The 22,716-nt window shown below is 68.0% G+C and carries 17 protein-coding genes and 2 pseudogenes; 17 read left to right on the forward strand and 2 right to left on the reverse strand.

What is annotated here, in order from left to right; translation table 11 throughout:
• The first annotated feature begins 117 nt into the window (after window positions 1–117).
• From AB0I42_RS17975 to AB0I42_RS17995, 5 genes and pseudogenes are all read left to right on the forward strand, one after another.
• Window positions 118–1,285 (forward strand): annotated as a pseudogene (locus AB0I42_RS17975) (IS3 family transposase).
• Window positions 1,286–1,455: 170 nt separating this feature from the next.
• Window positions 1,456–2,241, forward strand: a complete 786-nt coding sequence (locus tag AB0I42_RS17980; RefSeq protein ID WP_357538646.1) for a dienelactone hydrolase family protein — start codon at window positions 1,456–1,458, stop codon at window positions 2,239–2,241.
• A 367-nt stretch (window positions 2,242–2,608) separates the two neighbouring features.
• Entirely contained in the window at window positions 2,609–2,851 is a 243-nt protein-coding gene (locus tag AB0I42_RS17985; RefSeq protein WP_357538647.1) for a hypothetical protein, read from the forward strand.
• On the forward strand, window positions 2,851–3,798 hold the full coding sequence (gene tgmB / locus AB0I42_RS17990; protein WP_357538648.1) for an ATP-grasp ribosomal peptide maturase: 948 nt from the start codon (window positions 2,851–2,853) through the stop codon (window positions 3,796–3,798). Before AB0I42_RS17985 ends, tgmB begins: the two co-directional genes overlap by 1 nt.
• A gap of 2 nt (window positions 3,799–3,800) precedes the next feature.
• Entirely contained in the window at window positions 3,801–4,907 is a 1,107-nt protein-coding gene (locus tag AB0I42_RS17995) for a methyltransferase domain-containing protein (protein ID WP_357538649.1), read from the forward strand.
• 191 nt (window positions 4,908–5,098) lie between these two features.
• Here AB0I42_RS17995 and AB0I42_RS18000 read toward each other — a convergent pair whose 3' ends face one another.
• Entirely contained in the window at window positions 5,099–5,830 is a 732-nt protein-coding gene (locus AB0I42_RS18000; protein WP_357538662.1) for an XRE family transcriptional regulator, read from the reverse strand.
• Window positions 5,831–6,274: 444 nt separating this feature from the next.
• Here AB0I42_RS18000 and AB0I42_RS18005 point away from each other — a divergent pair, with 444 nt between their 5' ends.
• From AB0I42_RS18005 to AB0I42_RS18045, 9 genes and pseudogenes are all read left to right on the forward strand, one after another.
• Window positions 6,275–7,090 carry an SAM-dependent methyltransferase gene (locus AB0I42_RS18005; RefSeq protein ID WP_357538663.1) on the forward strand — a complete coding sequence of 272 codons (816 nt, stop codon included), beginning with the start codon at window positions 6,275–6,277 and terminating at the stop codon, window positions 7,088–7,090.
• A gap of 100 nt (window positions 7,091–7,190) precedes the next feature.
• Window positions 7,191–8,204 carry an ABC transporter substrate-binding protein gene (locus tag AB0I42_RS18010; protein ID WP_357538650.1) on the forward strand — a complete coding sequence of 338 codons (1,014 nt, stop codon included), beginning with the start codon at window positions 7,191–7,193 and terminating at the stop codon, window positions 8,202–8,204.
• Window positions 8,205–8,299: 95 nt separating this feature from the next.
• On the forward strand, window positions 8,300–9,115 hold the full coding sequence (locus AB0I42_RS18015) for a methyltransferase domain-containing protein (RefSeq protein ID WP_357538651.1): 816 nt from the start codon (window positions 8,300–8,302) through the stop codon (window positions 9,113–9,115).
• A gap of 248 nt (window positions 9,116–9,363) precedes the next feature.
• Window positions 9,364–9,753 carry a hypothetical protein gene (locus AB0I42_RS18020; protein WP_357538652.1) on the forward strand — a complete coding sequence of 130 codons (390 nt, stop codon included), beginning with the start codon at window positions 9,364–9,366 and terminating at the stop codon, window positions 9,751–9,753.
• A gap of 135 nt (window positions 9,754–9,888) precedes the next feature.
• Window positions 9,889–11,178 (forward strand): Scr1 family TA system antitoxin-like transcriptional regulator, encoded by a 1,290-nt coding sequence (locus AB0I42_RS18025; RefSeq protein ID WP_357538653.1) that lies wholly within the window; start codon window positions 9,889–9,891, stop codon window positions 11,176–11,178.
• Between the two features lie 570 nt (window positions 11,179–11,748).
• A complete protein-coding gene (locus AB0I42_RS18030; protein ID WP_357538654.1) occupies window positions 11,749–13,695 on the forward strand; it encodes a hypothetical protein in 1,947 nt (648 codons plus the stop codon).
• Window positions 13,696–13,900: 205 nt separating this feature from the next.
• Window positions 13,901–16,894: an ATP-binding protein gene (locus AB0I42_RS18035; RefSeq protein ID WP_357538655.1), complete on the forward strand. Its 2,994-nt coding sequence runs from the start codon at window positions 13,901–13,903 to the stop codon at window positions 16,892–16,894.
• A gap of 568 nt (window positions 16,895–17,462) precedes the next feature.
• Entirely contained in the window at window positions 17,463–17,840 is a 378-nt protein-coding gene (locus AB0I42_RS18040) for a hypothetical protein (RefSeq protein ID WP_357538656.1), read from the forward strand.
• A gap of 485 nt (window positions 17,841–18,325) precedes the next feature.
• Window positions 18,326–19,087 (forward strand): annotated as a pseudogene (locus AB0I42_RS18045) (transposase family protein); the annotation flags it as partial.
• Window positions 19,088–19,268: 181 nt separating this feature from the next.
• Here AB0I42_RS18045 and AB0I42_RS18050 read toward each other — a convergent pair.
• Complete coding sequence (locus tag AB0I42_RS18050; RefSeq protein WP_357538657.1) at window positions 19,269–19,736, reverse strand: cellulose binding domain-containing protein; 468 nt, start codon at window positions 19,734–19,736, stop codon at window positions 19,269–19,271.
• Between the two features lie 926 nt (window positions 19,737–20,662).
• Here AB0I42_RS18050 and AB0I42_RS18055 point away from each other — a divergent pair.
• The 3 genes from AB0I42_RS18055 (at window position 20,663) to AB0I42_RS18065 (ending at window position 22,598) form a co-directional block, all read left to right on the forward strand.
• On the forward strand, window positions 20,663–21,214 hold the full coding sequence (locus AB0I42_RS18055; RefSeq protein ID WP_357538658.1) for a hypothetical protein: 552 nt from the start codon (window positions 20,663–20,665) through the stop codon (window positions 21,212–21,214).
• Between the two features lie 101 nt (window positions 21,215–21,315).
• On the forward strand, window positions 21,316–21,540 hold the full coding sequence (locus AB0I42_RS18060) for a transposase (RefSeq protein ID WP_357538659.1): 225 nt from the start codon (window positions 21,316–21,318) through the stop codon (window positions 21,538–21,540).
• Window positions 21,541–21,623: 83 nt separating this feature from the next.
• Window positions 21,624–22,598 carry an RNA ligase family protein gene (locus tag AB0I42_RS18065; protein ID WP_357538660.1) on the forward strand — a complete coding sequence of 325 codons (975 nt, stop codon included), beginning with the start codon at window positions 21,624–21,626 and terminating at the stop codon, window positions 22,596–22,598.
• The last annotated feature ends 118 nt before the right edge of the window (window positions 22,599–22,716 follow it).

Raw genomic sequence — 22,716 nt, forward strand, 5'->3', positions numbered from 1 at the left:
TTCGCCAGGCGCGCCTGGCGAACCTGACCTCAGCTTTACGTCGGGTCCTGGGTCTGCTGCACCGGTAGGTGACATCTGAGATGGCTTGTCCTGGTGGCGGGCTGGAAGGATGTTGCTGTGCCCAAGCCCTACCCTCGTGAGTTCCGCGACGATGTCGTCCGGGTGGCCCGTGACCGTGACCCGGGCGTGACGGTCGAGCAGATCGCGAAGGACTTCGGAGTTCACCCGATGACGTTGTTCAAGTGGTTGCGCCAGGCCGACGTCGACGCTGGGACCAGAGCGGGTGTCAGCGGCGGCGAGTCGGCCGAGCGGCGCGAGGCCCGCAAGCGGATCAAGCTGCTGGAGCAGGAGAACGAGGTCCTGCGCAGGGCCGCGGCTTACCTGTCACAGGCGAACCTGCCGGGAAAAGGCTCTACCCGCTCGTGAGCGAGTTGGCCGCCGAGGGAATTCCCGTGGCGGTGACGTGCCGGGTCTTGAACATCGCTCGTCAGCCCTACTACCGATGGCTCGCCCGGCCCGTCGGCGACGCCGAACTCGTTGCCGCTTACCGCGCGAACGCCCTGGTGGACGCTCACCGCGATGACCCGGAGTTCGGGTACCGGTTCCTGGTCGATGAGGCCCGCACCGCCGGACAGGCGATGGCTGACCGCACCGCGTGGAAGATCTGCTCGGACAACGGCTGGTGGAGCGCCTTCGGCAAACGCAAGAGCCGCGGCAAGGGTGGCAAGGTCGGTCCGCCGGTGCATGACGACCTCGTGAAACGGGACTTCACCGCCGACGGCCCGAACCGGTTGTGGCTGGCCGACATCACCGAACACCGCACCGGCGAGGGCAAGCTCTACCTGTGCGCGATCAAGGACGTGTGGTCGAACCGGATCATCGGCTACTCCATCGACTCGCGGATGAAGTCCCGCCTGGCCGTCAACGCGTTACACAACGCCGTAGCCCGACGCGGCCGAGTGGCCGGCTGCGTGCTGCACACCGACCGCGGGTCTCAGTTCCGCAGCCGGAAGTTCGTCCGCGCCCTCAACCAGCATCACCTGGCCGGATCGATGGGCAGAGTCGGTGCCGCCGGCGACAACGCCGCCATGGAATCGTTCTTCGGCCTGCTGCAGAACAACGTCCTCGACCGGCGGACCTGGACCACCCGCCAGCAACTGAGGACCGCGATCGTGACCTGGATCGAACGGACCTACCACCGCCGCCGACGGCAGCGATCCCTGTCCCGGTTGACCCCATCGAGTACGAGACCATCATGACCCCACCGGCCAGTCAGGCCGCGTGACTGAAACTGTCACCTACCGGTGCAGCAGCCCCCCTCTGCGCCACGCCACCTGGCGTCAACCCGTGAAGCCGCTACACGGCAGAATCTCCATCGAACCTAACGAAGCACTACTTGAACGGAATAGGTCGGTACGGCGCAACCAGCGTTGGCGACGCTGGCCACACCGCTGGTTGGATGACGTCGTGTCCGAGCCAATCGAGTGGATCAAGCAGTGTGTAAACGCGCACGATGTCGTCGAGCGGCCGTTCGCCCTGCACCGGCCATCGGGTGCCGTACCAGGAGTTTTGTGGTTGCCGCCCTTGGCCGGTTCGCCACGTCCGCTGATCCTGCTGGGGCATGGCGGTAGCGGACACAAGAGAAGCCAGCGGATCGTCGACCTTGCCCGCTGGTTCGCGGCGCGTTCCGGTTTCGCGGCGGTCGCGATCGACGGCCCCTGTCACGGTGATCGCGTCCCGGTTCCGTTGGCGCCTGCCGAGTATCAGGCCAGGATCGCCCGGGAGGGGATCGAGATTGTCCTCGACCGGATGGCCGACGACTGGCTGGCGACCGTGAACGCGCTTGCTGGCGTGGGTCTCGCCGACATCAGCAACGTCGGATATCTCGGGATGTCCATGGGGACACGGTTCGGTCTGCCCCTGGCGGCGGCCATGGGCGACAGGCTGCGGTGCGTGGTCTTCGGCAAGTCCGGGCTTCGGCAGGCCCCCGGCGTGCACGAGGACCTGGACGCGCCGCAGCGAGTCGCCGCCGACGCCCGACGGGTCACCGCCCCGGTGCTCTTCCACGTTCAGCGGCACGACGAGATCTTCCCCAAAGACGGCCAGCTGGCGCTCTTCGACCTGCTCGGCTCGCCGGACAAGAAGCTGGCCGGCTATCCCGGCGGACACGCCGAGACCGGGCCCACGGCTATCGGCCGGTGGCGCGACTTCGTCTCCCGCCATCTGGCCCGGAGTACCTGAACCTGCCGACCGCACACCGGCCGCAGGTTGCACCGGTTCCCGAGGACCGCCTATCGCAGGCGCGAATCGGGGTGTCGGATGCTTCTGGCGCCGCTCATCACCTCTCATCATGACTTTCTCCGTGCCGGACCACCTCGGCGATCTTTCAGATGTGTTTGGAGCCCTGTCGCCAGCAGTGGCCCTCACCGATTCTGGTTGTCCGGACAGCCGTCGGGGATGGGCGTTTGCGATCAGTTGGGGCGCCGGCCCGTCGTTCGGTGGTCGGTGTCGCGACGGTGGACGGAGATGATAAAGCCGGGGGTTGGTCTTCGCGGAGCCGATACCTACCACTTCGAACCTCAACCCGACTGACTAAGGAGGTCCTTGGATGTACCTGGACCCGTTGATGCCGGCCACGCACCGGTTCCCGCGTACGGCACCGTCCGACGGCAGCAGCCAGGAGCAGCCGACGCACATGCGGCCGTTCGTTCTGCGCGGTGCGCGGCTCGGTGGTTTGCGCGAGGCCAGGCACCGTACGCCGGCGACTCAGAACAGGCATTCCGAGCCGACGACCTCGGACGGCAAGAATCCCACGACCAAGACCGACACCTACGTCACCCCGGACGACTGATGACGGTCCTTATCGTCAGCACACCCTGGGACTGGTCGGCCGAGCAGGTTGCCAACCAGCTACGGGACCGCGGCGTCCGGTACGCGTGGCTCGACGTGGGCGCTTTCCCCCTCGACCTGGCCCTTGCTGCCGAACTCGACGACGGCGCCTGGAGCGGTGGCCTGACCGGTGCGCGGCCGGTCGAGCTGCGTGAGGTGACCTCGGTGTTCTACCGGCGGCCGAGCGACTTCACACTGCCGGCCGGCATGTCCGGACCGGAACGCAGGTTCGCCCGCGCCCAGGCCCGGGTCGGGCTGGGCGGGATCCTGTCCAGCCTCCCGGCCCGGTGGATCAACCATCCGGCCGTCCTGGCGGACGCCGAGTACAAGCCCCGCCAGCTCGTCACGGCCAGCAGGGTGGGCATGGCCGTTCCGCCGACCCTGGTCACGAACCAGGCCGAGGCGGCGCGGAAGTTCGCGGCCCGGTATGGCGATCTGATTGTCAAGCCGCTCGCCGAGCCGATTGTCGAGGAGGCCGGCTCCCACACCGCTGTGTGGACCCGAAAGGTGATCGCCGCCGACCTGGACGACCTGGCCGGTGTCGAGACGACCGCGCACCTGTTCCAGCAGTGGGTGCCCAAACGGTTCGAGGTCCGGCTGACCGTCGTCGGCGACCGCATGTTCCCGGTGGCCATCCACGCCGGCAGCGAGCAGGCGAGAGTCGACTGGCGCAGCGACTACGACGCGTTGTCCTACGAACTGGTGGAATGCCCGCCTGACATCGCCGGGCAGGTCGCAGACTACTGTCGGGCGTTCGGGCTGACCTACGCCGCGTTCGACTTCGTCGTCACCACCGGGGGACGCTGGGTGTTCCTGGAGTGCAACGGCGCCGGCCAGTGGGGCTGGCTGGCCGAGGAACTCGACCTGCCGATCGCGGCCGCTCTGGCCGACGAACTGACCAAGGAGTAGGCGTGGACTGGCAGCACGCGGCCCAGACCCTCGCCGCCCACCTCGTCGACAGCGGCGAGCTGAGCGACCCGGCCTGGCGGCGCGCCTTCGAACAGGTACCCCGACACGTCTTCGTCCCCGACATTCCGCTCGACCAGGTGTACGCCGACCAGGTCCTGGTCACCCAGCAACGGCCCGCACCGACCACCGCCGGCACCACAGGACCGCTACTGCCGACCTCCTCGTCCAGCCAGCCCGGAGTGATGGCGACCATGCTCGAACGCGCCGATATCCGCGACGGCATGCGCGTACTCGAGATCGGCACCGCGACCGGCTACAACGCCGCACTCCTGTCACACCGCCTCGGCGGCGACAACGTCTACTCCGTCGAACTCGACCCGACACTGCACGCGACCGCACGCCAGCGACTGGCCGCCACCGGCCACCACCCCCACCTCAATGTTGGGGACGGCACCGCGGGGTGGGCCGACCAGGCACCGTACGACCGGATCATCGCCACCTGCGCCGTCAACCACATCCCACCCGCCTGGATCGACCAACTCCACACCGGCGGCCGGATCGTCGCACCACTGGCCGGCGCCGGCTGCGCCCTGATGATCCTCGACAAGACCGCCGCCGACGAGGTCACCGGCCGCCTCGACCACCAACACGTCGCCTTCATGCCCCTGCGCACCGACGTCGACAACCCACTCGCCGACCGACGGACCCTCGGCCCGGCCACAAACGGGATCGGCCAGTACGGCACCACCAACCTCGACCCGGCCGTCTACGACCACGCCGACCACGACCTGAACCTGCTACTCCAACTCCACCTGCCCGGCCTGTCCATCGGCGCCATGGACAACCCACACGGAACCTTCCTCACCCTGTCCACACCCACCGCGTACGCCCAAGTCGCCCGCACCGCCAACACCACCAACGGCCGCCACACCACCATCCAGTACGACGGCAGACCATGGGACACCGCCGAGCACGTCGCCGAACTGTGGCAACGCCTCGGCCACCCCGACCGCAGCCGGTACGGGATCAGCGCCCTCAACCGCACCGACCGGCAGTACATCTGGCTCGACCACCCCGACAGCCCACACGCCTGGCCCATGCCCGTCTAGGGGCCCAACGGATGCACTCGATGCATCGTCGGCTGGCTCCGGAGGCCGACGAGATTGACGTCCGGCGCCGATCCGTTCGCCAGAGCTCGTGACCGCGTCGGCCGTGGCCGATGCTCGGTGGGATCTGGTTCGTCGGTTGCGTGATCCCAGATGCTGCCCTCGGGATGCTCCGATGGTCGTGTCGTACGTGGTCAGTCCTGTCCTGGCTCAGGTCGCCGGTCGTACTTCGCCAGCGTCGCCTTGTTGGTGCTCGCGTCTTGGAAGACCAGCTCCCATGGGCCGGTGTTCACGTCCATCTCCTTACCGAACCCGACCCACTTGCCGGCCAGGCGACGACCGGTCGGTTCAGCCAGGAGTTGGATCGCGCCGTGGTATCGGGCACCCCGGTAGTACCCATCTCGCGCGGTCTGTTCCACCCATGTGCCCGTGATGACGTTGCCGTCCACGGTCAAGTCCATGGTGAGTGGCGAGTCGGACGCCCCGGGCAATGAGCGCACGGTGAGTCGGTCGCCGTGCTGAAGCAGGACGACGTAGTGAAGACCGGTGAACGTGTCGGCTCGGCCCGAGCTGAAGTACTGGTACCGGGAGAGCCATACGCCTGAGTAGTTGCCGGCCGGCGCGTTCCGTGGAGCCGGGCCTCCGTTCGGTACCGGCGTTGGCGATTCGGCCACTTCCACGTCGTGACCGCCTTGGCCATCGTCCGAGACGCCGCTGTTTGGAACCTGCACCGTGAAGCCGAGAGAGCCGATTGGTAGGCCGGTGACGGCCTCCAAAGCGCGGGCATAGGCCGGGCGTGGGGCCGTGATGACGCCGGCCTCCCACCGCTGGACGAGACGCTTGTTCGCGTCGTTCGGGACGCCCGCGCGGTCTCCAGCCTTGCGTAGTGCGCGAGCGAAGTCGTCCTGACTCATGAGCAGGCCCATGCGTACGGCTCGCAACGTTGCGTTCGGTTCGATCGTCACCGGCCAAGCCTAGCGCTACTGTCGCCGGAATGTCGCCTTAAATGTCGCCGGAACGTCGCCGCGAAAGACGTCGCGCTTGACGACATTCCGGCGACATTCTGGGGGTGCTCCCGGGCGGCCGGTTGGAGGCGGGCCCGGGCGCCAAACGGAGTTCGAGCGGAGGACGGTCGGCCGCTAACTAGCGGCTTTGCTGCAGTGGCCGGCGAGGAGGGGTGAGCTGATTGTGGGCTGGCACGCGTCCCGCCACGCGGGAGGTGTACGGATGGGCGCCCCATGTCGTCGGCGCTCAGGTGAACGCGGCGCAGGTGGTGCTGAATCGTCACGCCGTGGCCGAGTTGGAGCCCGGGGTGGCGCGTGTCCGTTCAAGGCGGCCGCACTTCGGGGCACGGAACGGATCTCGCGATCATGCATAACGGTATAAGCGGCCCTCAAGGGATAGATAGCGAGCGTCCAAGCGCCGCCCGTGTGTACGACGCGCCGCTCGGTGGGTCGGCGAACTTCGAGGTCGATCGCGAGATGGCTAGTCGGATGCCGGCGGCGGAGCCGCAGGTTGACCGGTACGCACGTGCGAACCGGAGCTTCCTCCGTCGAGCGGTGCAGGGATTGCTGGACGAGGGCGTTGGCCAGTTCGTTGATCTTTGTTCGGGTTTGCCGACGGTGGGGAACGTGCACGAGATAGTGCATGCCGCGAGCCCTGATGGTCGGGTCGTGTACGTCGATGTGGATCCGGTGGCTATCGGGTACGGCCGGTACCTCCTGGCCGACGTGGATGAGGCGGCGGTGGTCCAGGCCGATGTCCGTGACGTGGAGGCCGTTCTCGATGCTGCCGAGACTCGGCGGCTGATCGACTTTTCCCGGCCTGTCGGGGTTCTCGCGGTGGCGGTGCTTCACTTCGTCGACGACGACCCGGCAGGGATCCTCGGCCGGTTCCGGATGGCCACGGTGCCGGGCAGCTACCTGGTGGTGTCGCACCTGACCACGCCGGCGCAGATGTCGCGGGAGACCGTTGGGGTGATCCAGCGGTACCGGGACTCGACGGGGTCGCCGTTGATGTTCCGCACCCGGGACCAGGTGGTGGATCTGTTCGCGGGCTGGGAGCTGCTGCCGCCGGGGGTGGTGCCGGTCGACCAGTGGTCGCCGGAGCCGGAAGACCTTGAGGAGTCCGCGCATCTGGGCCCGGTGCCGATCTGGGCGGGTGCGAGTCTCCGGAGTTCTGTGTAGCTGTCGCCGGTCGGAGCCGGCGGGCAGCAGTCTGCGGGTGGTCTGGCCGGTGGATCTGCGCGCCCATCGCGCGCCTGTTTTATCCATCTGGGGAGGATAAGTGAGTATCAGAGTCGCACGTCGGGCTGCTGCTGCGGCGGTGGTCGGGCTGCTCGCGGTCACCGCCGCCTGCACCGCCGCGCCGGCCCGGCAGCCGGACGGGGTTGACCGGGTGGTCTACCTGACCGCGTTCGCGAGTTTCGGTCGGGAGGCGTACGCCTGGGTGGCCCTGGAGAAGGGCTTCTTCCGCGACCGGAACATCGAGGTGGAGATCAAGCCCGGGCAGGGGTCGGCCGACAACCTGAAACTGTTGGCGGCCGGGCAGGCGCAGTTCTCGGCCAACGACCTGTCCGGCGTCATGATCACCCTCGGGCAGGGTGACTACCAGGGCGACGTACGCGCGGTCGCGGCGATCCAGCAACGCACGCTGAACTCGATCACCGTGCTGGAGTCGTCCGGCATCACCACCCCGGCCGACCTGGTCGGCAAACGGGTCGGCGGGGTGCCCGGTGGCGCGCCGATGCTGCTGTGGCCGGCGTACGCCAGGCTCGCCGGCATCGACCCGGCGAGTGTGCAGTGGGTGAACTCCCCGGCGCAGCAGACCCCGGGCCTGCTCGCCGCCGGCCGGGTCGACGGCATCGGCCAGTTCACCGTCGCCCGCGGCACCGTCGAAAAGGCCGCCCAGGGCCGGCCGGTGCACCTGCTGCCGTACTCCGACGTGATCGCCGACCTGTACGGCAACGCCCTCATCGCACCCACGACCCTGATCAAGGACGACCCCGACCTGGTACGCCGGTTCACCGAGGCGATCCTCGAAGGACTCGTCTACTCCATCGACCACCCCGACGAAGCCGGCCAGATCCTGCACAAGCACGTCCCGTCCGCCGACCCGGCCGCCGCCGCACAGGAGGTCGCCCTGATGCAGCCGTACGTGCTGTCGAACGCCCGCGCTGGCGTCCTCGACCCGGAACGGATCGCCCGCGCCATCGCCGTACTCCAGGGCGCCGGCGTCATCCCGGCCGGCCTCACCCCCGCCGACGTAATCGCCTCCGGCTTCGCCCCCGGCCCCGTCTGACACCACTCCCTCTTGCCCTGGTGGGCCTGGGGGCGGCGACCTCGCGCGTCCTCCGGCCCACCATCCGCCCGCAACCTCTTCTCTTTGGAGCAGTGATGGCCCGCCCCGCTACCGAGGCCCGCTACGCCTACGACAACTCCCATCCGTCCGCCCGCCGCTACCTCGCCAGCCTCTCCGCGGCCTTGGACGACTTCACCATCGGCCGGCTGGCGCATCTCGACCTGACCGGCCGCCGCTGCCTGGAGATCGGCGCCGGGCGTAGCCACGTCCCGGTCTGGCTCGCCGAGCACGTCGGCCCGACCGGCCTCGTGACCGCGACCGACATCGACACCAGCCACACCGGCACCCACCCGCGCCTGGCCCCGCTGCGGCACGACATCGTCACCGAACCAATCCCGGACCCGCCGTACGACCTGATCCACGCCCGCCTGGTCCTGATGCACCTGCCCGAACCCGAAAAGATCCTCGCCCGGCTCGTCGACGCCCTCGCGCCCGGCGGGATCCTGTGCGTCGAGGACTGGCACATCCAACCCGCCGGCGTCGTCCTGGACGCGCCGACCGGGCAGCAACGGCGACTGTTCGCCGCCTACCAGCACGAGGTCAACCAGCGCGTCTTCCAGGCCGCCGGCTCCGACCCGAACTGGGCACCTCGCATCCACACCACTATGCGCGGCGCCGGCGTGCGCGGTGTTGACACCGCCATCTACGCACCCGTCTGGCACGCCGGCAGCCCCGGCCTGCAGATCTCCCTAACCGCGATCGCCTCCCATCGCGACCGGCTCCTGCACGGCGGCCTGCTCACTGACGCCGACCTGCACGAGGTCACCAAACTGGTTGCCGACCCCGACTCCGGACTCGTCGTACGCGGCCACCAGCTCTACTCCACCCTCGGCAGCAAGCCTCGACGCTAGGACGCGGGGTGCCGGGCCACTCCCGATCGGCCTGGCACCCGCCTCCGCCGGCACCGGTGCCTCTCGAATGGTGGCCCCGGCGCCGGTCCGCCGCGCGTTCACCGCCGCGCGTCCCGCTGGTCGAAGCGACCTCCCGAAGCAGTCCTCTACCCGAAGCCAGCCATCTCCCGGCGCCCCGCACCGGCCCGGCAACGAGCCGGGAACCGGTCCCGGGTGACGCCAACGACAACCCGAACCAGGGAAGCATCATGACAAACTCGAGTACCTTGCCCCGCCGCCTCGCACCCACACCGCCGGCACAGGTCGTTCTCCCCCGCCCGGGTGACAAACTGTCGATCGCCGCCTGCGACTACCTGGGCGGCACCGGCCCAATCGTCGGCACCGTCGTCGACATCGACGCCACCATCAGCCCCCTCCAGGTCGAGGGGCTGGAATGGATCCACCTGGTCGTCGCCGATGCGGACCGGCCAGGTGCCGAGCCGCGAACCCTGATCGTCCGCGTCGCCGCCCTACGCCCCGCTACTCCCGGCGCCGAGTTCACGGCCGCCACCAGCACCTACACCGGTGACTACAGCCGGCAGCCGATCGACAGGGCACGATCCCTGGCCGACCTGGCCACCTCGAGCCTGCCCGTCTAGCCATGAACCCGGAACCCCGTCGGCGGCCACGGGGCCGATGAACCCCGATCCCCCACCACAACCGTCGACTCCGCCGCCGCAGACCAAACCCGGGATCCAGCACCGGCTCTCACACTTCCGGAGACAGGCCACCGCATGCCCTACATACAGACGCCGACGAGTCTGCGGGCTCAACGGCTGGGCGAACTCTTGCGCCAACTGCGTAAGCAACGTGGCATCACCCTCATGACCGCCGCCGCCCATCTCGGCCTGGACCATTCCGCCCTTGCCCGATTCGAACGATGCCAATGGCCGCTGCTGCCTGGCCGGGTCGAAGCCCTCCTCGACATCTACCAGATCACCAACCCGCACCAGCGGGCCATGCTGCTCCACCTCGACAGGCACCACCACCGCGTCGACGCATGGGACCCCGACGACCTACACCACACCAGCCCACCGTCCCTCAACCCCACCCGCCCGGAGACCACCATGCCGTTCCAGGAACGCCACCACCCCACCCTGCGCAGCCAGTGGCTCGCCGAACAGCTGCGTGAACTCCGCACCAGCCGCGGCCTCACCCTGCAGCAGGCAGCCGAACACCTACCCGTCGACTGGAGCATGATCAGCCGTTTCGAACGCGGCGAACTCAAACTCAAGTACGACTACGTCGCCGCCCTGCTCGACCTCTACCACGTCTTCGACGACCGCCAGCGCAACACGCTGCTCAGCCTCGCCCTCGACATCCGTCACGCCAACAACTGGGACGCCGACTTCACCGACGAACTCCCCCACCACCCCTACGTCAACCTCGCCTGGCTGGAACACCGGGCCGCCCACATCCGCTACTACGCCACCGGACGCATCCCCGACCTGCTGCAGACCCCCGCGTACGCCGCCCACCTGATCCAGCTGCAGATGGGCCTCCGCAAACCGACCCCCGAACACCAGGCCGCCCTCGACGTCCTCACCGCCAGACAGCGGACCTTTCACCGCGGTGACGGCCACCTGACCGTCGTGCTGACCGAACACGCGCTACGTAACCAGGTCGGTGACGACCACACCATGGCCGAGCAACTCGCCCATCTGCGCAAGGTCGCCACCGACCGCCGCTACACCATCCAGATCCTGCCCCTGCACACCGCCGCCGCCGCCCGCTACGACACACCGTTCACGGTCTTCGACATGCCGGCCCCCTACCCGCCCGTCGCTGTCACCCAGAGCCTCGCCGGACGCCTCTACCTCGAACGACCCCGAAGCCTGCGCTTCACCATCGCCTACGACCACATCCACGCCGACGCCCGCCCGGAGACCGAAACCCCTCACCTGCTCACCACCATCGAGCAGGCAAGCAGGAGCGCGGCAGCGTCCGAACGGCCCGGGGACGATCAGGCTGCCGCGACCACGGTGTCCGCTCCCCCGGCGCGGCGGCGCCCGATCGATGCGTGACCCGTCTTCGCCGGGCCGATTGGGTCAGGCAACCGGCTTGCGACGGGGTCGGCCACCGTAGGCCCTGAGCGTGCCCTGTGGGGACTGCCCCCGGCGGTGACGGGTTCGGGACGTGTCGGATGTGGCTGGCCGCCGGTTCGGTGGCCGGCCACATGCCCTTGGGCAGATGGCCGTCCGCTGGTCGGCCTGCTCCGGCTGTCACTGGCTCGGCGTGCGGCCTGGATGTGGCGCCGCCTGCCAGGTAGTGGCGGTGGGGCATGGATCGCGCAGCGCCTGGCCGCCGACGATCGTCGCCGGCGATGCGGGGCTACTGGGGTCGGCGGTGGCTGGTTCGGCTCCGGGGATGTTTGCCGAGGTCGTTTGCGGCTGGTCCGGTCCGGTTGCCTGGGTGGGTGGTTTGCCAGGTGGGGTTTGGAGGGGTTCGTGGGCTTCAGTGTGTGCGGTGTGGATTTTCTGCCGGTGGCGATCGGCGACCAGGCAAATCAGTGATCGACATATAGAGAATCGTCGTTTGTGATTGCTATAGTTCCAGCGCATCGATCACGCAGCGGGTTCGGGGAGGCACCGATCGTGACCGGGCATGATATCCACCCATCGCCGATGGCGTCCCTGGGTGGATTACTGGCGCCCGGCGAGCGGCTGGGCTGGCAATTCCGGTCCCGCGACAACTCCAGGACACCGTTCGCGATTCCAGAGCCAGAAAAGCCCGCCATCAAGGAAGCGACGGTCGCGGCACGATCGTGGTCCCAACTCGGAAAGCGCCTGCGATGGACGGCAATCCTGGGCGTCGCAGCCACCGTCGCACTGGCCATCTGGGGCAGCACCAGTACCGCCGAGGGTTCTGAGGGGCAGGCGCAGATCGGTTTGCCTGCACGAATCCTGGGCGTCGGCACCTTCCTCCTGCTCATCGTCCTCGTTATAGAGCACATGACATACCGGTCGCGGGCGAAGTGGACCGCTCGGCGCCCGCTGCGGATATACCGACGCACGCTGAAGGCGTGGCAGCGCCAGAGGTCCCAGCACGAGTCGGTAGAAGACGCACGAGTTGCCGGGCTGCCCCAATGGTGGGCGGCCGGACCGGCGCCACAAGTGACGCGCCTGGACATCGTCGGCGGCAGCCAGGCAGGGTGGCGCGACCTGCTAACGGTCGCCGGCGCGTCGTACCTGGCCACCCACGGGCCGTCCACCGTCGTCGACTTCACCGGCGACGAACTCTGCCGCGACCTGCAGGCGCTTTGCGAAATCGTGCCGCACCGCGTCGACTGGCAGACGCCACCCCACGACTGTGACCTGCTCACCGGCCTGAACAGCCGACAACTGGTCGACGTGCTGGTGGAGTCCGTCCACGGCGACGGCGACCGGGAACTGCGCAAGAAACGCGCCGTCGACACCCGTGTCCTGAACGCGGTCGTCGAAGCACTCGGCGACGAGGTGAACCTGGCCCGGATCCTCGACGCGCTTAGGGTCCTGCTCCGCCTGCCCGGCCCGACACCGTCGTTGACCGCCGCCGAACGCGCCCACATCGCCGACGAACTGTTCCCCACCGACTACCTCGCCAGGTCCACCGATTCACTGCAACAGCTGGAGGCACTGCTGCATCCGCTGCGCGGCCTCGCCGGTGCGGAACGATCACCGGCGGTGCTGACGGTCGTCGGGGTAGCCACCGACGGCACCAGCGCCCGCAGTGAACTGTTGAACGATCTGATCGTCGCGTGGGCAACCCGGCGGGTCGCTACCCGGCCGGACCTGTGCCGCACCCTGGTTCTCGCCGGCGCCGACCACCTCGCAGCCCGGCACATCGAACGGCTTGCCGAGATATGTGCCCGCCAAGACGTCACCCTCATCATCTTGTGGCGCAACCTACGCGACACGGCCCTGCGCATGCTCGGATCAGGTGCGGTGGCGTTCATGCGACTACGGCACGCCGAAGAAGCCACCCGAGCCGCGGATTTCATCGGGCGTCAGCACAAGTTCGTCCTGTCCGGCCTGACCAGGACCGTCGGCGGGTCCACCAGCACAACCGACGGCACCGGCACCTCCGACTCGGAGTCGACCGGCACCAACCGCGGCAGCGGCCGGACCGGCCGGATGTGGCAGCTCATCGAGGCCGCCGACACATGGAACCGCAGCAAGGGCAGCAGCGAGGGCATCACCCGCTCCACCTCCACCCAGACGTCCACGACCACCGGCACCAACTGGTCCGACACCTACAACAACCAACGCGTCTACGAGTACGCGGTCGAGCCAGGCGTGCTGCAGGGGCTGCCGGAACGGGCACTGCTGCTGGTCGAGCACAGCCCTGACGGTGCCCGTCTGCGAGCCCTGGACTGCAACCCCGCCATCGTCACCCTGCCCGACGTCCAGATGCGCCCGGCAGAACCATCCACGGAACCGATCGACGCAGGCCCGACCGCGTCGATCACGGACCGCCCGCCCGCCCGGCCCTTCACCGCCGCCATCGTCGGCTGGTCGAAGGCGCTGCTACGCAGCGACCGGCAGCCGGACGGCCGCCGATGACGTTCCCAGCTGATCCCGCCCGCATCAGCTTGGCCGATGCGCGGCTCACGCGGGCCCGACCGACTCATGGCCTCCACTGCGACGACTCAATCAGGGTTCAGGTCATACGGCGACGACCGCAGGCAGCCATCGGCATCACCACCAGCACCTCGTCGGGGTCGGGCAACGCGGGCAGCGGACCAGCATGTGCCTCATCGGGGGCGCGATGAGCGCCGACCTGGTGGGCATGCGGCCTCCGGGCGCTGCGACCGCTCACGGTCGCCTTCTCGCCGCCCTCGAGCGAACCAGGATCAGCCGGATCGAAGAGGTGTACCAGGACGCGCCGCAGCATCCGGATCGCCACGACAGCGAGGAACGGGACCGGGGCAGACCACGGCGGCTCGCAGCAGTATCGGCGGCCTACCACGCATCCGTGCACGGCACGGGCGATCTGCTGATGTTCGCCTGGTGTCGACCGGATGCCGGCGCTCCTGTCACCGTGCTCGCCAGCAGCGGCACGTCGCTGTATCCCGCGGTGGCCGGCACATTGCGCGTTCCGGCCACGCGAGGGGCGGAGCCGAATACAGGACCGGTGCCTCTCTCCTTTCCTCCGGGTTGCCGCGGTCGCTCATACGGCGGCGACCGGACGGTGGCGCTGCTGGCCTCGTTCCCGTGTTGGACTCGGCTCGGCGCGCTGGTTGACGGGCTGCTGGTAGACGAGACCGCAGGCGATGGCGATCTTCGCCCAGGACTAGTCGACGGCTTGCTGGGTGTGTGGCATGCGCCGTTCGCCTGGCTGATGGTGGCCGAGCCGGTCCCGCCGGCTGGCATCAAAGCCGCTGCCGACGCGGTCGCCGCACAGGAGCGCGATGCGCGAAGCCGTACCTCGTCGCCGGAGTACGCGGTACGAGCCTCGCGGCTGGAACTCCGGCACCGGGAGCTACGGGCCGCAGAATCGACCGGGCTGTGGCAGATTCACCTGCTGGTCGGTGGCGCCGGCAGGGCCGAGGTGATGGCGGTTGCCGGGCTTGTCGCCGCTGCCGTGGATCTGACCCACCTGCCGTATGCGCTGGTACCAGGGGCGCCTGTCGGTGATCTCGCAACCGTGCTGGACAGTCCGGATCCGCACCGGGGCGCGGTCGAAGAGCCCGTCCTCGCCGGATCGCCGCTGGTGGCCGCGCTGACCCGGCCACCGACGGTCGAGATTCCCGGGGTGCGTGTCATTCCACGGCCGACGTTCGACGTCACCCCGGAGACGACGGCTGCCGCAGCCAGTGTGGACCTGGGCGAGGTGATGGATCGTGCGGGCGCTCCCGCTGGCCGGATTCGGCTGCCGATGGACAGCCTGAACCGACACACTTTCGTCTGTGGCGCCACCGGTGCCGGGAAGTCACAGACCATCCGGCATCTGCTGACCCAGGCCACCCGGGCCGAGGTGCCCTGGCTGGTTATCGAACCGGCGAAGGCCGAGTACCGGCGGATGGCCGCGCGTCTGCCGGGCCACGACGTGATCGCTATGCGTCCCGGCGAGCCGGACCACCCGCCCGTCGGTTTGAATCCGCTCGCTCCCGTGCCCGGCTTTCCGTTGCAGACACACGCCGACCTGACCCGTGCGCTGTTCAATGCGGCGTTCCAAGCCGACGAACCGTTTCCACAGGTGCTCTCGGCTGCACTGACGCGCAGTTACGAGGCCCTCGGCTGGGACCTGACGCTGGGCGAGCCGGCCCACGCCGGGGTATGTCCGAGGTACCCGACACTGGCAGACCTGCAAGCCGCGGCACACCAGGTGATCGAGTCCGTCGGATACGGACGGGAGGTCACCGACAACGTTCGAGGCTTCATCACCGTCCGGCTGTCCAGCCTGCGTCTGGGAACCACCGGTCGATTCTTCGAGACAGGGCACCGGCTAGACGTCGGCCGGCTGTTACGGCGCAACGTTGTCCTCGAAATCGAGGACATTGGTGATGATCGCGACAAAGCGTTCCTCATGGGCTCCGTACTGATCCAGATCGTCGAACATCTGCGCGTCGAGGAACGCCGGAATCCACGTGCACCCCGGTTGCGGCATCTGACCGTGATCGAGGAGGCACACCGGCTACTGCGCCGCCCCGACCAACCAGGGCCGGCGGCACACGCCGTCGAACTGTTCGCCGCACTACTCGCCGAGGTACGCGCCTACGGCGAAGGGCTCGTGATCGCCGAGCAGATCCCGGCCAAGCTGGTTCCCGACGTCATCAAGAACACCGCTGTCAAGATCATTCACCGGTTACCTGCTCAGGACGACCGCGACGCCGTGGGCGCGGCCAGCAACCTCACCGACATGCAATCCCGGTACCTCGTCACGCTGCCTCCGGGTACCGCTGCCGTCTTCGCCGACGCCATGGATCATCCGATCTTGGCCGTGATGCCGGACGGTACCAGTATCGAAGCGGGGGCGGAGGCTGGCCAGCCACACCCGGCCACCACGCTGATCGGTGCCCCACTGCCGGGATGTCCCGCGTCCTGCAGCGTCGACCCCTGCGACATGCGCACCATGGCCCGCGCCCATCGGCTGCTCAAGAAGGAACCTCGAATTGTCGCCTGGGCCGAGTTGGCCGTGATCGGGCACCTCGGCGGCATGCCAGCGCCGACACCGATCCCCGCGATGCGCACCGCCCTGGGCGAGATCGAGCCCCGATTGCTCGACTGCGCTGTCCGGCACGCGGTCGACGCCGCCGTCATCGCCCGCTCGGCGCCGCTGGCCCACACCCACAGCCCTCGGGAGTTCGCTGCGCACGTGGCAGCAGAACTGCGTGCACAGGTAGCTCCGGTTGTGAAGGCCCGCTGCATTGACGAACCCGACCGATGGCTGGCCGGCTGCTTTCGGTGGAATCTGGTTCACCTCGCCCTTCTCGACCTGAACAGTCAGCAGCCGAACGCAGGGCGGCATCCTGACAGCGACGTCTGGGAGACGCGGTACGGACAGCCGATCACCGGAGTGAACTGCCGAGAACAACTCGAGAGTGTTGGCCAATGGTCGCTTCAACTGCTCGCCGACCAGTCTGCTGTTGCTGACGTCGTATACGGAATTGATTCTCCGTCGGCCCTTGAGACCGTGGTCGGGCAGCGACGCGACGCCGCCACGTGGAAGGAGTCGCTAGCCCCGATGATGGCCGAATTCACCAGCACCCGCAGTTGGCCAGAGGCTTTCCTGGCGCCCTACACATCGGATAACCGATGACCAGCTCCGACAACAGGGCGCGAGCTGAAACGCCCGACTCAGCAAACACCGTCGAACGGGCAGCAACTGGCCATGCCGCCGACGCCGAGAGGCGAACCAATCCGATAGTCGACCTTCACAGACGGGAGTTTAGAAACACCGACATACTGTCCGCGATGGAACGTCCGCCCTCGACCACCGCCGGCCGCGGGGACACAACAGATTTTACAGAGGCAGATTCCTCGGACCGTGAAGCAGAACGCGCAGACACGATCCACTCCCGCTACCCCGATGGCACTCCCGTCTACAAGAGCGAGCGCCCAAATAAGATCACCGGCCCAGACTCAAACGCCGAGGGCGCACCACACACCGTACTCAAGATGGATAGCGTCAATAGTCGCGTCTACAAGGCGCGAGAGTATGGGGAAGGAGGGGTCCCCGTGCGCGACATCGACTTCACCCATCCCACCTTCCCAAACGGACGCCCTCGACCCGATCACACCGCACCCGAACAGCATCGATACACACCAAATGACCCGGACAACCCGAGAGCCGGCTACACGCGCGGCCCAGGAGAGGCGCTCGACTCATGAACCATATCTACGTACGCGCCTGGCGCAGCGACCACTACATCGGTCTGGCAGAACTACTTACTACCCTCGGAAGGATTACCGCCGAAGCCTCGTGGGAGCTACAACTCGACGAGGTCGCACCTGGCCCAGCGGGCTCGGAAATCGAGGCCCTGACACAGCGGGAACGCGTACATACCCGTGAACTGATACTCGCCGCCTTCCCGGATGGCCAGATCATCGACGGCGAACTACGCGGATACACCGATGACACCGCCACCGAACCGTACATCATCGTACGAGCGGTCGACAGCACCGACTGGGACATCGAATGCGAGGACCCGAAGGTCTATGAGGCACTAAAGATTGCGCTTCCGGAATCATCCGATGCGATCTAAAGAACGCTCATAACTCGGTGAAAGCATCGCCTGGATCGGTGCTTGGCCTCGGTCGTCAGTTCCGGCACCTCTTGGTCGCCAGTGGTGACGGCGGCACGTGAACACAACAAACCCCGGGCCGGTTCGGGGTCGAAGCCATGACCACCGCCCTGCACCGAGTCACCCGAAACCTCCAGATCCCCTCCGACGGTGCCCAGCTACTCCGCCTGACCAACAACGCCGTCTTCGCGCTCCCACCGGCCAGAGTCGTCGTCCGCATCGGCCGCACACCAGCTCCACGATCGTGCCAACAAGGTCGCCGCCCTCGGCACCTGGTTCACCGACACCGGCGCCCTCATCACCCGCCTCACCATCGCCATCGAGCCTTCCAACCTGATCTTGCAGGTCAGCGCGGGTAGGCTGGGCCGTAGATCGATGAGGGCGAGGCTCCAGGTAAGACAGCAAATCGACCAAAACCCGATGCCCCAACTCGGAAGCCCTCGCCTGTGCTGTCTCACCCGTCCGCGATCTCGTTGTCCAGCCGGACCCTGAACCATCTCGCTGACCGTATCCGCAGCCACCGCAACGAGCGTCGATCCAGGTGGCGGCGCCTCGACGCGGGACGGCAGGCACTGCTCGCCCTGGCACACCTGCGCAACGGTGATACCTACACCCGGCTGGCCGCCGGGTTCGAGGTCGGCGTGAGCACCGCACGGCGGTACGTGCAGGAAGCGATAGCTCTGCTCGCGACGGCCGTCGACGACCTGGACACCGCCATGAACCGGGTCCGCCGGCTGGCGTGCGCAATCCTGGACGGCACCCTGATCCCGATATCGACCGGGTCGCCAACCAGAAGCCGTACTACTCCGGATAAGTGGCACGGCGTGAACGTGCAGGTCATTGCCGACGCGGCTGGCCGCCTCGTTTGAGCTTCGCCGGCACTGCCCGGCTCGGTCCACGACCTGACCGCGGTCCGGGCCCACGGCATCATCGATGCGCTGACCAGCGCAGACGTGATGACCTTCGCTGACCTGGGCTGTCAAGGTGCCCGCGGCAGCGTGCGCACTCCGTTCGAGCGGCGCCGCTTCCGGCTCAAGCTGTCACGCCGGGAGAAGTCTGTGCATCGGGCCCACGCGAAGATCCGCGCCCGCGGCGAACGGGCGATCGCCACTCTCAAGACCTGGAAGAGCCTGGCCGAGCTGCGCTGCCGCCCGCAGCGGGCGACCACGATCGTGCAGGCCATCCTCGTTCTGCACCACGTCGAAGCAACCGCTATACAGGATGAGAAGGCTCAATGGCATGTTCGGGCGAACTGCGCCGGGCCGGCTGACCTCCTCGGCCGACCCGCCGTGCTCGCCGGCCGAGCCGCCGGGCCGGAACCCGGCTCCGGCACGGCGGCTGCTTGCCGGCAACGGTAGCCCGGCCTGGCCGCCCTGACTGACCGGCGTCTCAGCCGAGTGAGCAGGGCGTCCCGTTGAGGGTGAACGAGGACGGGCTGTCGGTGCCACCGGTGTGGGTGGCCACGAACCCGATGGCGATCGCGCCGCCCGGCCCGATGATGACGTGGTCGTCGAGGCCGCGGGCGGTGACCTTGCCGCTGGACGGCGAGTACACCGCGTTCCAGCCGGTGGTGATGTGTTGTCCGGCGGGCAGCGGGAATTTCAGCACCCAGGAGGTGATCGGGGTTCCGCTGGTGTTGGTGATGGTGATGCTGCTCGTCAGGTAGGTGTCCCAGGTGTAGACCGAGTAGCGGACGTTGCAGGCGGCCCCGGTCGGCGACGGGCTGGTCGGTACAGCGGTGATGGCCGGCAGAGCCGTGCTGGCCGGCACGGTGGTCGGCGCGCTGGCGCCGTGCAGGGTGGCGGCCAGCGTTACAGCCGCCGCGGCGACACCGAGAAGGCTGCTCTTCAGTCTCATGGTGGCTGCGATTCCTCCGGAGATCGGCGTACGGCAGCGCGGCGGAACGAGGGGCGCCAGTCGCCGCTGATTGTCCGGTTCGCCTCGCAGGCATCAACATTAATCGATCACTTTCGATTGTCAAGCCTGCGGCCCGCCTACCCGTGCTGACCTGCAAGATCGGGTTGAAAAGGCTCATCGGCCAACCTGCAATCGTCGAGGGGCTCGCCGCCACCACCTGGGACCACCTCCCGCCACGGCCCCCCGAACCCGCCACCGAGTGGCTCGGCCAGGTCCTGCGCAGGTTCCACCGCCTGGGCAGACCAGGACTGCCCCTGCCCCGTTGGGATCCGGTAGCCCAACGACTCGGCCACCGTGTACCCGGCATCCGCGGCACCTACAGCCACGTCACCCCTGCCATGCAGCAACACATCATCCACACCATCCAACACCACTGCAAACCACCCAACTCGCACTTGCCCAAGCCACATCACCACCCACCCAACACAGGCCACCCCGGTACAGCTCCACGCAGCCATATCCGCGGACGGCACTCTCGACGGCCAGCGGGATCGATGCGCCCGATGTCCGTTACGACCCACCCTGCGTAGCCGGCCAAGCCCGGCCGGCGGAATGCCGGCCAGGCCTCGGTCGTTACACACCCTGGCGGACCGAGCAGGACAACGAACTCCGGTCCCGGACCACGTCGACGGAATGACGGCCGGCCCCCGGTCGTTACACATCCCCGACGCACCCAGCACCACCGCCCCGTGAGCTCAGCCTCCGGGCAGGTCGGTTGGAATGAACGACCACCCCCGGTCGTTACACATCCCCGACCCACCCGAGCACCAACGGGTGACCCCACAGACTTCTTCACCGCACCTTTCGCGGACCCGTACGCCGACCTCCCCCAGTCGGCGTCATCCCCCCACGAACGGAGCACCCTCATGAACACGATCCTGCGCAAAACGATTCTCGGCATCACCGGCCTGACCTTCGCCACCGGCGTCATCGCCGGCCCCGTCACCGCCGCCAGCGCCGCGACGCCGCAGACCCGCCCCGCCGCCGTCACCACCACCGCGGTGCAGGGCGAGCAGTCCCAGATCACCCTGGGCGCCGAACAGACCGACAATGTCAAGGCCATCATCGCCGCGACGAAGAAGAACGGCATGGACGAACGCGCCGCGGTCATCGCGATCGCGACCAGCCTGCAGGAGTCGAAGCTGGAGAACCTGGGACACCTGGGTGAGCGCAACGACCACGACTCGCAGGGCCTGTTCCAGCAGCGACCGTCGTCCGGCTGGGGCACCGTCGAGCAGATCACCGACCCCGAGTACGCCACCACCGCGTTCCTCAACGGCCTCAAGCAGGTCGACGGCTGGCACGACATGCCACTGACCGAGGCCGCGCAGACCGTCCAGGTCTCCGCCTTCCCCGACCACTACGCGCAGTGGGAAACCCAGGCCACCGACCTGGTCGCCGAACACTGGAACAGCTGACACACCAAACACCCCGCTGGCCGGGACCCCGTTACGGGGTCCCGGCCAGCGGCACATCCAGACACGCGCCAGTGCCGACGCGGCCGGACTGGTCGACTGGGATGTCAGCATCGACTCGACGGTCACCCGCGCTCGACTGTAGGAGCAGAAGGAGCCGCCAGGGCAGTCGACCGCCCTTCGAGCCCGAGATCTACAAGCAGCGCCACGTCGTGGAGTGCGGCATCAAGCGGCTCAAGCGTCACCGAGGCCTGGCCACCCGATACGAGCGGCTCGCCGTCCGCTACCAGGCAACCATCCACGTCGCCGCGATCAACGAGTGGCTCTGAACCGCTCATGAAGCGCGCCCTCGCTTTTCCGCAGGCGCGTAAGCCGTTCTAAACCGGATGACCTGGCGTCTACGGTGCCCATAATGGTGGGGATGCAGCATATCCAGTATCCGAAGATTGGCACGATTAGCGCCCGTGATGTCGCCGGTCCCTGGATTGCGGCCGAGAAGATCCACGGTGCGCAGCTGGTCGTGGCGACGGACGGCCGCACCACGCGGGTCGGCAAGCGTAAGGCATGGCTACGTGACGAGGACCCCTTCTTCGGTTGGCAGCTGCTACGCGACCGGCTGGTGGCGGCGGCCCACGCCGCGCTGCCCGGGCCGGGCGCGGCAGTGCGCCTTTACGGCGAGTTGTACGGGGGCGCCTACCCGCACCCCGATGTGCCACCGGCACCCGGGGTTACCGCCGTGCAGACCGGTATCTGGTACAGCCCGGACCTGCGGTTCGCGCTGTTCGACGTACTCGTGCAGGATGCCGACGACGAGGAGGGTGCGTACCTGCCGTTCGCGCAGGTACGCGAGGTGGCGGTGGTCGCGGGACTCGACGTCGTGCCACTGCTCGGGCGAGGCCGACGCCAGGACCTCGACGCGGTACCGACGAGATTCGTCACCACAATCCCAGACTCGCTCGGGCTGCCGCCCCTATCGGGGAACTTGGCAGAAGGTGTCGTGCTGCGCGCTGATCGGGCGCTGCCGCCCGGAAAGCGTTCCATCGTCAAGCACAAGATCGCCGAGTTCGACGAGCAACGCTTCGACGATAGTCAACCCTTCGACGCCGGCGCCCCGCTCACGTTGACAGACCTGCTTGCCATCGCCGGGCGGATGGCAAACCCGATACGCCTTGCCTCCGCCCGTTCCAAGGTGGGCGTGAACCAGGCCGCCATCGTCGACGAAGCCGTGCTGGATGTGCTGATCGACCTCACCAACGCCTTCCCGACGGCGATGGCACGACTGGACCACGCGGCGGACAGCGCCCTACAGGAGCACGTACGACACGCCATCCGGGTTGCGGCGATCGACGGGCACGCCGGCAGTGCCGAGAACGCGCACTACAGGTAGCAGCGGGCAAGCTACTCCTGGCCTGACAGCGGGAGTTGCCCCTGGTGGGCCGCCCTTGATGGGCTGAAAATGGGTGTGCGGGCGGTCCGGTGACGTCGTGGGTCTGTGGTGCTTCGAG

The organism is Polymorphospora sp. NPDC050346, from assembly GCF_040655695.1.
GTDB lineage: Bacteria > Actinomycetota > Actinomycetes > Mycobacteriales > Micromonosporaceae > Polymorphospora > Polymorphospora lycopeni.